The organism is Buttiauxella sp. 3AFRM03 (assembly GCF_003675305.1).
Taxonomy (GTDB): domain Bacteria; phylum Pseudomonadota; class Gammaproteobacteria; order Enterobacterales; family Enterobacteriaceae; genus Buttiauxella; species Buttiauxella ferragutiae.
On record NZ_CP033076.1, the window covers coordinates 4,175,855 to 4,187,491 of the forward strand.

9 protein-coding genes and 1 other RNA gene are annotated in these 11,637 nt (G+C 48.9%); 3 read left to right on the forward strand and 7 right to left on the reverse strand.

All coding sequences use genetic code 11. From position 1 onward, the window contains the following. Positions 1 to 182 precede the first annotated feature (182 nt). From D8682_RS20990 to D8682_RS21000, 3 genes are read left to right on the forward strand one after another with little or no spacing between them, the layout of a single operon-like run. Positions 183 to 986, forward strand: coding sequence for a capsid protein (locus D8682_RS20990; RefSeq protein ID WP_202914351.1), 804 nt, complete (start codon positions 183 to 185; stop codon positions 984 to 986). Between the two features lie 2 nt (positions 987 to 988). Beyond that, positions 989 to 1,228, forward strand: a complete 240-nt coding sequence (locus tag D8682_RS20995; RefSeq protein WP_121815065.1) for an ogr/Delta-like zinc finger family protein — start codon at positions 989 to 991, stop codon at positions 1,226 to 1,228. Positions 1,229 to 1,246: 18 nt separating this feature from the next. Then, positions 1,247 to 1,822 (forward strand): phage polarity suppression protein, encoded by a 576-nt coding sequence (locus D8682_RS21000; RefSeq protein ID WP_121815066.1) that lies wholly within the window; start codon positions 1,247 to 1,249, stop codon positions 1,820 to 1,822. 376 nt (positions 1,823 to 2,198) lie between these two features. On the opposite strand, the gene D8682_RS21005 is transcribed toward D8682_RS21000, so the two are convergent. The 7 genes from D8682_RS21005 to D8682_RS21035 form a co-directional block, all read right to left on the reverse strand. Beyond that, a complete protein-coding gene (locus D8682_RS21005) occupies positions 2,199 to 2,870 on the reverse strand; it encodes a DUF2290 domain-containing protein (RefSeq protein ID WP_121815067.1) in 672 nt (223 codons plus the stop codon). Continuing rightward, the gene (locus D8682_RS21010) at positions 2,867 to 4,948 is read right to left on the reverse strand and encodes a DEAD/DEAH box helicase (RefSeq protein ID WP_121815068.1); all 2,082 of its coding nucleotides are present in this window, start codon (positions 4,946 to 4,948) and stop codon (positions 2,867 to 2,869) included. Before D8682_RS21010 ends, D8682_RS21005 begins: the two co-directional genes overlap by 4 nt. Then, positions 4,938 to 6,170 carry an integrase domain-containing protein gene (locus tag D8682_RS21015; protein ID WP_121815069.1) on the reverse strand — a complete coding sequence of 411 codons (1,233 nt, stop codon included), beginning with the start codon at positions 6,168 to 6,170 and terminating at the stop codon, positions 4,938 to 4,940. Before D8682_RS21015 ends, D8682_RS21010 begins: the two co-directional genes overlap by 11 nt. Positions 6,171 to 6,375: 205 nt before the next feature. Next, positions 6,376 to 6,738: a transfer-messenger RNA gene (gene ssrA / locus D8682_RS21020) on the reverse strand. 57 nt (positions 6,739 to 6,795) lie between these two features. Beyond that, positions 6,796 to 7,959, reverse strand: coding sequence for an HlyD family type I secretion periplasmic adaptor subunit (locus D8682_RS21025; RefSeq protein WP_121815751.1), 1,164 nt, complete (start codon positions 7,957 to 7,959; stop codon positions 6,796 to 6,798). Between the two features lie 7 nt (positions 7,960 to 7,966). Beyond that, a complete protein-coding gene (locus D8682_RS21030) occupies positions 7,967 to 10,153 on the reverse strand; it encodes a type I secretion system permease/ATPase (protein WP_121815070.1) in 2,187 nt (728 codons plus the stop codon). After that, positions 10,150 to 11,556 (reverse strand): TolC family outer membrane protein, encoded by a 1,407-nt coding sequence (locus tag D8682_RS21035; protein WP_121815071.1) that lies wholly within the window; start codon positions 11,554 to 11,556, stop codon positions 10,150 to 10,152. The genes D8682_RS21030 and D8682_RS21035 overlap by 4 nt, the downstream gene beginning before the upstream one ends. Positions 11,557 to 11,637 lie beyond the last annotated feature (81 nt).

The following is an 11,637-nucleotide window of genomic DNA, read 5'->3' on the forward strand; positions in this document are numbered from 1 at the left end:
TGAACAGAGTGAATAGTTAATAGTAAAAAAATAATAAAAGAGGGGGGTATGTTCCTGCGACCTTTCCTCTGGCAAGCCGGTTTTCAGGTCTTCTTGTGCCATATCTGATACATCCGGTGTGGCTCACTGATGTTGTGCCATCACAGGCAGAATGACGTCAGGTTGAAAAAACGGAGAACTCAATGATGAAAACTGACTCATTCAACACGGCAACAAAAGCTACCAGTAGCGCGCAGGATGGAAAAACGCAGAACGGCGTCAAAAATGCGCTGAATACGCTGAACGGACAGGAAAGCCAGATTCTCACCGCCGCACTGACCCGCGACCTGAAATCCTTCGGCGAGGCGAAATCCCGGCATACCGCAAACATGCTTGAGCTTAATGAGATTGGCACCGCTATCAGCCGCAGCGAGAAGGAACGGCAAACCGCACTGGAGGAAAGTGAGGAAGCCGGGCAGAGCTGGCGTAGCCGGTTCCGTGCCCTCAAAGGTGCCATTACACCGGAAATGAAAAACGAGCACACTCAGCGGATTGCTAATCGCGAGCTGGCGGAGGAGTTCACCGCGCTGATTGGCGAACTGGAAACAGATAAAACCCGCACCATGCTTAGTGCCTGCGCATCAGGCAAGGCCTATGTTGAGGCACACCGTACCGCTTTCAGCACTTACGCTAATAATGAATGGAATGCGGCAATAAAAGACCTGAGTCCTGCGCTGATCCGGGCATTCTGTCTGCGCCTGCGTGAGCTGGATATTCAGGGGAATGAGGCACCGAAAAGAACGCTGGTACAGGAGCTGGGCGACCGCATTCTCAGCCAGAGCCAGCTCTACCATTTCAGCATGGAAAATGAACCTGTGCTTTCTCAGCTTGGCCTGTACCGCCCGGCACTCACCGGCGTCGATATGAATCTCTACGACAGCCCCATCAAACGGTCGATGATAGCCAAAGAGCTGGCAGAGAAAGCAGACAAAAAACAGGAGGGCTGATCATGATGCACTGCCCGTTCTGCAAAACCTCAGCGCATTCACGTACCAGCCGTTATCTGTCTGACAGTGTCAAACATCGCTATTACCAGTGCCAGAATGTGCTTTGCTCAGCGACGTTCCGGTCGATGGAGTCCGTTGAGTCGATTATTTGTCATCCGGTGACAGGAGATGAACCGGCAGATGAATTTATCCAGGGGGAAATGGATAAAGCACCGAAACAGCGACAGTCAGCGACACAATGACCTACCGGGGATGAATCAATGAGCGACACACCATTACAGCAGGCCTTTGCCGTGTGTCAGGCGAATAAAACCGCCTGGCAGAATAAAAAAGATGAACTGAAAGCGGCAGAGATTGCGCTGGATGAACAGCTTGCACCGGGACATCCCCGGAACGCGGAGCGGATTACTTATCTGAGTGAATATATCGACGTTAAACAGTGGGAAATCACCTGTGCGGCGGGGCGTTATATTCGCTCGCATGAAGCGGTACAGCACACCAGTATTTGCCATTCACTCGATGCGTTTATGAAGCAGAACGGGGTCGCGCTGGTCAGCACACTGGCACCAGAATTAATGGGGATTAATCAGCTTCAGGCGTCAGTCCGTGAGATGGCCATACGGCGAGCGACGCATTACATCGGGGAAGCCCTGCGGGATTATCTGGCGACCGGCCCGGAAATTCATTACACAGCGGAAAACAGCGATATTTTGACAGCCATCGGATTCAGGCCTGATAAGGCTTCACGGGCTGATAATCAGCAGAAATATACACCAGCACAAAACCATGTTTACGCGCACCGGCTGGCAGAACTGAACCAGCAACAATCCGCATAAAATTGACCTGAAAATCCCGCCATTTAATTCAATTAAACCATGCATTACGGTGCATGGTTTTGCATGTAAAACCCCGTATTTTTCACACCTCATCACCCCAGAGCTGGCGCGGCTCCGGGGTGTTCATGCATCTGCATTAAAAACCACCCATGAAGCGGGCAGGCGTGGCGGGGATAGCATTGCGCGCAGTGGCAAATAATTAATTTTTATAATTTAATCTGACTCAGCTGCATCTGCGTTCAATAGACGTACGATTAAAAATTGTGGTGCTTATGTTATTGAGCACAATTTGAATTTATAAATACAGAAAAAGCCGCTAAACAAGCGGCTTGAATTTTAGTTATCTTCAATTACATTTTTATACAAGGCGCAAAAATTACCCGACATAAAGGAACTTGCTCTCTTGGACTTTCCAAAATTCGTCTGAAGGTGCATCTAACGACTGTTTGAAAAAATCTATATGCTCTTGGATGAAATGTGATTCAGCATAAATCTTCCATGCTTTAGGATAAAATGATCTCAACACAAAAGCAGTAAATGAAATGGGGGTAAGTATTTTTTTTGTTGCAATTCGCCCATCATTTTCTGAACCAAAATGGAAGTGGCAATAAGGATGTGAATGTTCACAATAGTGATCACAATCGATGTCATATCTGATTGGCATGGGGGGGCAGTTTTTAGTATGTGTATCAACGTAGTTATCATATTCTTGACTAATCATAACCCTATACTCCTCAGCATGCTGCCATTCTTCTTCAGGGTAAAAAGTCATCATATATTCTTCATAGCTTAATGTTTTCACTGGTGTCATAAGATATGTATAACTATCCCTCTTAAAAATAAACAATGAACCATCATCCAGTTGAATATTAAACCATTTATTATATGTGCATTTCTCCCAGGCTTTTTCATAACCCAAAGAACGCAACTCACCGGGCATATGGTCAGGGTAAATGATATTATTGCTATAATTTCCCAAAAGGTTTGTGTTCCTGACGAGTTTCACAGACTCTCTGGCGGAATTATTAAATGTGGCGATAGGAATCATGATTTTTTTGTCCTTTTTGCCTCATACTCACGAATCATCGCTTTTAGTGCATCTATACTATGTGTCTCCATTAGTTTTTTGAAATCCTCAGATTCTTCATTGTTTTCAAATCGCTGAAGGTCGATCTCAATCTTATGTAGTAATTCCCCGGACGGATAAGTAAATTTCAGATATGGTACATTATCCTTCGCTTGTTGTATCTCATCGAATAATTCTAAAGCTGGATGCCCAATGCCTGTCATGCATAACCATCCCTTAGTTCTGGTCATCGCAGTGAATAAAAGATTTCTATTTTTAACATTGGGATTGTGATAGAGACATTCACTACCAATAATATAAACGCTATACCCCTCATTTCCCTTTGCTTTATGAATTGTTGAATACGTTATTTTGTTGTCAACAGAGAAGTCGCTGATGTTATATTTGTCAGCGTTAACGTTATTAACATCAATACTATATTCTGAAAGGTAATTGGTTAAGTTGTTGTAATAGTTTTTATAATGTTTATCGTCAGCGCAAATGACCAAAATATCAGAAGCATTCAACCCCTCCGAAACTATATCTTGATTTATTTTATGGGCAATCCATCTACATTCTTCATCAATATTACCAAGCGCTTGTGTAATAATTAATTTGTCTTTATCTGCATTATAAAGTGTTGGAGATGTTTCTTCTGTTCTATAAACAGAAACATCTTCTCCAGAATTGAAACGCTCACCATGTTCACCTTCGACTTGGTAGCCTAAATTCTTCCAGTCCTCTGGAGTCCTAATCGCTTGAACTGGCGTGTTGTATGTACCAAGTCCAATTGCATGCGCACAAACTAAAGTTGCACAAGGAGTTCTGTAACAGCTGTTTAAGAATTTATCGAGGCTCAATGTATTCCCTTCACCTAATATATCCTCAATGGAAGGGGCGCTAGTCTGGAAGATATTCTGGAAAACATCTAAACCAAATACCATTTTGTCTTGTCGCGCAAGTTTTAAACATAGTTGTAAAAAAGGACTGTCGAAGTCCTGTGCCTCATCAACAAACACATAATCATACTGTTCTTTTATTTCATAGTTTTCTAATAAATGACGGCAAGCGTATGAAAAAGGTTCTTTGGGTGCAATTCGTTGCGCTTCACCAAAATTAAGATACTTTGCTGAATTATTTATGCAAGTATTGTAATAAACTCCAGGTGTATTTCCCCCGCCCCATGCATGTAAAATATCAATTGAATTATCAAAATCAGGATCCAAATCATCAAATTGTCTGTAGAATCTCGTAATCAGACGTTTTACATGTTGATAAAGGGCTTTTGTGCTAAATGTATACAATATTTTTTTATTAGGGTTGCGCAAATGCGTGATTGCAACTTTCATTGCTAGTACAACAGTTTTCCCAGACCCTGCTAAACCTCTTATTCGCTCAATCCCATCCACTTCATTAACACAACTTCCTAATTGATTACTGTCGAACCTTGCAATAGATGATTCTAATTTGCTGATAATCTGAACTTTAGATTCTTCTGAGAAACCTTCTGTATCACGTGGTTTTACCCTGATTAAACCTTTTCCACCTTCAATAGTAGAGGCTGCTTCACTATAGATGTCCGCATCTACAGGTTCTTCAAGATTTTCAATGAAATTTTCAAGGGATGCTTTAGAAACAATGACTTCACTTTCTGTATCATAATCTTCACCAGCATTTACATATGGTGCAAAAATAGCTGATTCCACAGATATTTTTAAGTCTTTTCGGTTTTTTCTTAAGTTTTTTTGCTTTAATAGTCTTGAGTAAATTTGGCTGTATATATTTTCTAATGAGAGATCATTTTTAGGAAGTATGGTGGCAGCATCTCTTTCATGACAATCGGACAAATAGAATATTATAATTCCGTAAAGACGTGATACAAGCATCAACGGGGAGATAACCAGATTGTCTTCATCATCTTTATATAATGGGAAGTCATAATAAAGCTCTGATTCATGTAAGTGAAGTTTATGTTCTTGATCAAGTTCATTGAGCAAGTTAAACAATCTGCCAGCTTCTATATTATTGGATAGTTTTTCACGGTCTGCATTAAGCTTCATTAAAATGCTCCTTTTCGGCGATTTTTCTGGCAAATGATGAGTGTATTAAATCTCCCCACCACTGCATTAATTCTTGTCTATGGTCTAAATATGTAGATCTATTGTAAGCTCTTCTGACTTCATTTTTATCACTATGTGCAAGAGCTGCTTCAATTACATCGGGATTAAATCCAGCCTCATTCAATGCTGTACTAGCTATTGAACGTAAGCCATGTGCAACTAATCTACCACCGTAACCAATCCGTTTTAAAGCAGCATTAGCCGTTTGACTATTCATTGGCTGCTTTGGATCATTTCTGCTTGGAAATACATGCTCGCGATGAGCGCTGATAGGTTTCATGACTTCCAGAATCTCTAAAGCCTGTGTTGATAGCGGAACAATGTGCTCGCGCTTGGCTTTCATCCGTTCTGCGGGAATTGTCCATAACTTCGCATCAAAATCGATCTCTTCCCATCGAGTGCCTGAAGCCTCAGCAGGACGCACAAGTGTCAGGAGCTGCCATTCAATCAGGCAACGAGTCGAAACTGAAAGGTTAGACATGACAAGGGAGCGCATCAGCTTTGGCAGTTCTTCCGGTCGCAGCGTTGGCATATTTTGTTTTTTGGGCTTCTCAAAGGCCATTCCAACACCTGATGCAGGATTAGCATCAATCAGGCCGGTGTTGACTGCGTAAATCATAATTTCGTTGATGCGTTGTACCAGACGGCGAACTGTCTCCAGTGCTCCACGTGCTTTGATGGGTTCAAGTGCTTCAACTATCGAGCGGGCTTTGATTTCCTGAACAGGGATCTCCCCAATGGCTGGGAACACGTCTTTATCCAGAGAACGCCAAATATCTTTTGCGTAATCCGGGGTAACGCTTTTGCTTTTGAGCTGGAACCAGTTAGCGGCCACGGTGGAGAAAATACTGTCGAGGGCAATTTGCTGCTGTTCCTCTGTGACTTCGGCTTGAACCTGTGGGTCGATACCTTTGGCTAACAATGAAAGGTAGTCAGCTCGTAATGCTCGGGCATCCGCAAGCGAAAGGGCAGGGAAGGAACCTAAACCAACCATCGTTCTTTTTTTGGTGGTCGGTCGTTGATACCGAAAGCGCCAGAGCTTTTTTCCGGTCGTCTTAACGATGAGGAATAAACCCTCGCCGTCATGAAGCGTCAGCTCTTTCTCGCCCGCTTTGGCTCTTAGAACTTCAGTGTTAGTGAGGGGGCGCGTTGTCCGTGCCATATGGCCGCTCCTTCGTGAATTGGTATACGTTTTTAGGCCTACATCTTACCGTATACCTAAACGTATACCAATTATCACTGGATTCAGGCGGATCTTCTCGGATGGTTACGGACAAATAACAGATACAAAAAAGCCCGCAGGGCTTGTGCCATACGGGCTTCTAGGACTTCCTCGGACGACTCTGGTAATCGTTGAGGGAGAATTTTGGTGGAGCTGGGGGGAGTTGAACCCCCGTCCGAAATTACTACGCCGTCGGTACTACATGCTTAGTCTATCTTTACATTCGCCGGGCAACTGCGGGTAGACACGCCATTACCAAACTATCCTGATTAGTTTTAGTGCTTCAACCCCAGGCAAGGTTTACACACGATCTCTTTTGGGTTTGACTTCTCTTGATCCCCGTCTTAAGAGCGGAAGCTAGGGAGAGAAGGCTCTAAGCAGGGTATTAAGCTGCTAGTGCGTAGTTTTCGTCGTTTGCGACTATTTTTTTGCGGCTTTTTACGAGGCAAACCGCCCCTCGGCATGCACCTTGGGTTTCGCGAATCCCGTCGAATCCAGAATCAGCCCCACAAGTGTTTTGTAAGTATAACAGAGTTGTAGCATCACTTACTACCCCTTGAGTTTGTTAACGTTCACGTAGCGCTTCGCGGGCGCGGTTAAACGGTTTAATCAGGTAGTCGACAATGGTTTTTTGCCCGGTTTTGATGTCGACAGTGGCGACCATACCTGGCGAAATTGAAAAATGGTGTCCGGCTTTGTTCACCAGGTAGTCCTGTTGGGTGCGGATAAACACCCGGTAATAGACGATTTCTGGTTTCACTTTGTCCTGAATGGTGTCCGGCGAGATGGTTTCAACGATGCCCTCCAGCCCGCCGTAAATGGCGTAATCGTAGGCGGTGACTTTCACCAGCGCACGCTGGCCTGGGTGGATAAACGCGATGTCACGCGGTGAGAGGCGCGCTTCAATCAGCAAGTGGTCATCGAGCGGCACGATTTCCATCATTTCGCCGTTTGGCGGGATCACGCCACCAATGGTCGTTACCTGGATATTTTTGACGATGCCGCGCATTGGCGAGCGCACCGTCATGCGCGATACCGAATCTTCACGGCCTTTGATAACCGCTGAAAGCATATCCACTTCGGCGTTCGCTTTGGAAAGCTCCTCGCGGGCTTGTACGTAATATTGTGAACGCAGGTCGGTGATTTTGAGTTGCAGGTCGCTTTTTTGCCGCTGCAAGCGCAGCACTTCCACGTTACTGGCGGCACCGCTTTTTGCCAGCCGTTGGGTTATGCCCAGCTCTTGATTGACCGAAACCAGCGCGTCTTTAATATCCGCAGCCGAGTCGTTAAGTTGTGCGCGGCGGCTTTTATATAGCCGGGTTTCGGATGCGGTTAGCTCCGGCCAGGCTTTTAGCGAGTCGGGGAAGACCAGCGGCAGGTCGTTCACTTCTGCGTTCAACCGCACGCTGGATGCCAGTGATGCGCGGTAACGTGCGGCACTTTCGCCGACGTTCGATTGCGAACGCGTCGGGTCGAGTTGGGCAACGATTTGCCCGGCTTCAACTTTGTCGCCTTCGTGCACCAGCAACTGGGTGACGATACCGCCGTCGAGCGACTGAAGGATTTGCTCGCGCGAGCTGGGAACCACTTTTCCGGTGCCGGTCGAAACCTCATCAAGCGTGCCAAACCATGCCCAGACGCCGAGCAAAATAAACAGTAAAACGCTAAGAGTGATAATGCGGCTCGCGCCGGAAAACTCGCTTTCACGCTGGATATCCGGGTCGTCCATTGCGGCATCATGCTGACTGGTTTTCATTTTTCCACTCCCGTCCGTTTGCCTGTGCTGCGGCGCGGCTGTTACTCAGCGCCTGGGCTTTCGGTGCGTCCATCACCAGTTGTCCTTCCTTCAGAACCAGCACCCGCTCCACCAGCTCCAGCATCGGCACCCGATGGGTAGCGACAATCAAGGTGCGGTTGCCAAGCCAAAGCCCGAGGCGCTGAATAAATTCACGTTCGGTGTGGTCATCAAGAGAGGCGGTGGGTTCGTCGAGCAGTACGATGTTCGGCGAGCGCAGCAGCATACGCGCCAGTAAGATGGACTGACGTTGCCCGCCAGACAGCCCGGTGCCGCCTTCCATAATGCTGTGGTCGAGGCCTTTGGCCAGGTGCTTGACAAAATTGCCCGCGCCGCTGATTTCCAGTACTTCGAAGATTTCTTCATCGCTGGCGTGCGGTGCGCCCAGCGTCAGGTTTTCACGCAATGTGCCGTAAAACAGCCGCGCGTTCTGGCTCAGGAAGCCAATGTTGCGCCGTAAATCAGCCATGTCGATTTGCGTCATGCTCAGGTTGTCGAGCCGCGCATCGCCACTCATCAAATCGATGCCGCCCGCTAAGGCCTGAAGCAACGTGGATTTGCCCGCGCCGTTGCGCCCCAGCACCGCGATTCTTTCGCCAGGCTGGATCTCTAAATGTGAGATGCGCAGCGGAATGCGTTGGTCGTCGCTGTGGTAGCGGAACTGTGTGTTTTCAAACAGATAGTGGCCGTGGAAAATGTCCTGGTGCACCAGGCTTTCATCGCGTTGGGTTTCGACCGGCAACTGCATAATGCTGTCCAGCCCTTGCTTCGCCGCTTTCACTTGTTGCCAGCGCGCCAGCACGCCGCACAGGTTTGCCATCGGCGCAATCATGCGTGACGCCAGCATTGACGCGGCCACCATCGCGCCGGTGGTCATATCGCCTTCAATCACCAGCGGCGCGCCAAACAGGATTACCGCCGCGTAAACCAGGCTTTGAATGGTGATCCCCCAGCTGATCAACCCTTGCGAAATCTGGCGAGTCCGCAGGCCGGATTCCGCGGTAATACGGATGTAGCTGTTCCATTGTTGCAGGAAGCGGTTTTCTGCCTGCATCAGTTTGATGTCTTCCAGCCCTTGCACGCTTTCAACCAGCACCGCATTGCGCAAAGTGGCTTCGTGCGCCGACTGGTTCGCCAGCATCGCCAGCTTTTTTTGCAGCAAAATACCAGGCAGCACCATCAGGATGGCGGCGACGGGTGCAATCCATGCCAGTTGCGGCGCGATGATCGCCAGCACGATGATAAACATAAAGAAGAACGGTAAATCGACGAGGGTTGAGATGGTTGATGAGGTGACCATCTCGCGGATTTGCTCCAGCTCGCGAAGCTGCGAAATAAAGCTGCCGGTGGAGCGGGGAACCGCACTGTTACGCAGGCGTAGTGCATGGCTAAACACGCGGTCGGAAACCCGCATATCGGCGCGTTTGCCGAGTACATCCATAATATGGCCACGCGCCACGCGCAGCAGGAAGCCAAACACCACCGCCAGTAATACGCCGGACGCCAGCACATACAGCGTCGGGTAGGATTGCGCCGGAATCACCCGATCGTAGACCTGCATCGAGAAAATAATCCCGGCAAGCGATAACACGTTAACGAGGAACGCCGCCAGCATCACCGGGCCGTATGGCCGGAGATCCTGCATCACCAGCTCTTTTAACCAGTCCGGGCTAAAGCGCGAAATATACGCATCAACACGGCTGTCTTTCAGGGCCGAAAGCGGGCGCAGCGCAGCAACAAAACGGATGTCCGGCAGCAGTTCGCTGAGTGCCACGCGGTTGGTCTGGTGTTCGTCATCGATAAGGCAAATATCCACGGTATCTGCGCCGTCAAAATGCTCGATAACCGCCAGTTGGCCGTTTTTTAAATCCACCACTATCGGCAGCCGCCATTGGGCAATCGCCAGTTCCGGCACGTTCAGCAGGTGAAAAGAAAGCCCCGCCTGGCGCGATAACTGTGTGAGAGCCGCAAGCATGCCTTTGTCTTTAAACCACGGGGCGTTGGCCTGAATGGTGCCTGGCGAACAGACCACGCGGTAATGGGCGGCAACGTGGCTAATGGCTTGCGCCCAGTGGCTCAGTGACTGTTCAGTCAGCCGTTCATCAACAGCAGGGGGGATTTTGCTCATGGCTGGATCTCCAGTGACTGGATGGTGCGATGCTCCAGGCCAAATGCGTTGCGCAACCGGCCGCTGTTATACAGGCAGTTGAGCTGCAATTGATGAAGTTGGCTCAGGGTTTGTTGTTGAGCGAAGCGTGCCTGGAAAACTTCCTGTTCGGCGTTAAGCACATCCAGCAGCGGGCGCGAACCCAAACCGAGATATTGCTGTTGATACAGTTCGCGCGTTTGCGCGCTTAACTCTTCCTGGCGTTGCAGGACTTGAATGGCACCCATCAGGCCAAGCGCCTGGCTGCGCGATTCCATTAACTTCTGGCGAATATCCAGGCGTGTGCGCTGAACGCCGGATTGCGCGGCTTCAACAGCATGGCTTGCGGCGTTGCGGCGGGCGGTTAATCCACCCCCCTGATAAATCGGCATTTCAACTTTGATAAACGCCGAGTATTGCGTGCGATCCAGCACTTCGTGGCTGGCGTATTTGTCGTTGAGATAGTGCTGAACCTGCGGTTCCAGTGAAATGGTTGGCGTCATCTGCGCGTTGGCGTAATCCAGATTCGCCTGCGCGACGCTGGCCTGCGCCCAGGAGGCGAGAACGGCAGGCACTAAGCGGTCATCCGGTTTGGCAACGTCGCAGCTTTTGGCTAGTTTGTCCGGGAAATCGTTGCTAATACCGTTAAGGCTATTCCAGCCCAGCCAGCTCATTAACGTGGCCTGTGCGCTGTCGAGGTTGGCCTGGTATTGAATCAGTTGCGAGCGGGCGGATTCAATACGGGCGTTGGTTTGCACCACATCGGACATCGACGTGGCACCTTCGTTGTTGCGCTGTTCGGTCAAACGGCCAATCGCGCTTAATGCTTCGAGCTGATCTTTGGCGATATCGACCATTTGTTGCCACATCTGCGCCTGAACCAGGGAAACGGCGGTATCGTGGCCGACGTTATCAATGCTCACCAGCACGTTGGCCTGTTCTTGCGCCACGCCTGCGCTTTCGGCGCGTACCTGGCTTGAGACTTTGCCGAAGTCGTAGAGCATTTGTGAGATGGAAAGCACCAGCGACGGGCTGAAACCGCTGTCGGTGTAGCCGTTGCTGTAGCCGTTATTCATGCCCGCGCTGATTTGCGGATAGTATTTGGATTTCGCGACGTTGACCTGTTCGGACTGGCCGTAAAGTTTGCCGATGGCTTCGTGAATGCTCGGGTGCCAGTTTACCGCGCGGTTGACGGCGTCGTTGAGCGTGAGCGTTCCGGGCGCAGGCGCGTTGAGCGGCAGGGATGACGACCCGTCAAGGTTTGGCAGTTCGTGTTGTTGAGCAAGCCCCTCAGTGGTGATGAACTGTGGCGTCTCTTCGGCATGCGTTTGGGCTACACATAGGCTGCATGCCAGCCACAGTGCAAACGGCTGTAATTTTCCCATAGTTTGTCCCTTTTAAAAGTCACTACGTTCTAATTAGTGTTGCTATTGCTTGCCTGGTTTTGTCTGATTTTTGTCGGATGA

Coding starts and splice junctions, on each gene's coding strand:
- D8682_RS20990 (WP_202914351.1), top strand. CDS start 183: ATGATGAAAACTGACTCATTCAACACGGCAACAAAAGCTACCAGTAGC.
- D8682_RS20995 (WP_121815065.1), top strand. CDS start 989: ATGATGCACTGCCCGTTCTGCAAAACCTCAGCGCATTCACGTACCAGC.
- D8682_RS21000 (WP_121815066.1), top strand. CDS start 1,247: ATGAGCGACACACCATTACAGCAGGCCTTTGCCGTGTGTCAGGCGAAT.
- D8682_RS21005 (WP_121815067.1), bottom strand. CDS start 2,870: ATGATTCCTATCGCCACATTTAATAATTCCGCCAGAGAGTCTGTGAAA.
- D8682_RS21010 (WP_121815068.1), bottom strand. CDS start 4,948: ATGAAGCTTAATGCAGACCGTGAAAAACTATCCAATAATATAGAAGCT.
- D8682_RS21015 (WP_121815069.1), bottom strand. CDS start 6,170: ATGGCACGGACAACGCGCCCCCTCACTAACACTGAAGTTCTAAGAGCC.
- D8682_RS21025 (WP_121815751.1), bottom strand. CDS start 7,959: ATGGACGACCCGGATATCCAGCGTGAAAGCGAGTTTTCCGGCGCGAGC.
- D8682_RS21030 (WP_121815070.1), bottom strand. CDS start 10,153: ATGAGCAAAATCCCCCCTGCTGTTGATGAACGGCTGACTGAACAGTCA.
- D8682_RS21035 (WP_121815071.1), bottom strand. CDS start 11,556: ATGGGAAAATTACAGCCGTTTGCACTGTGGCTGGCATGCAGCCTATGT.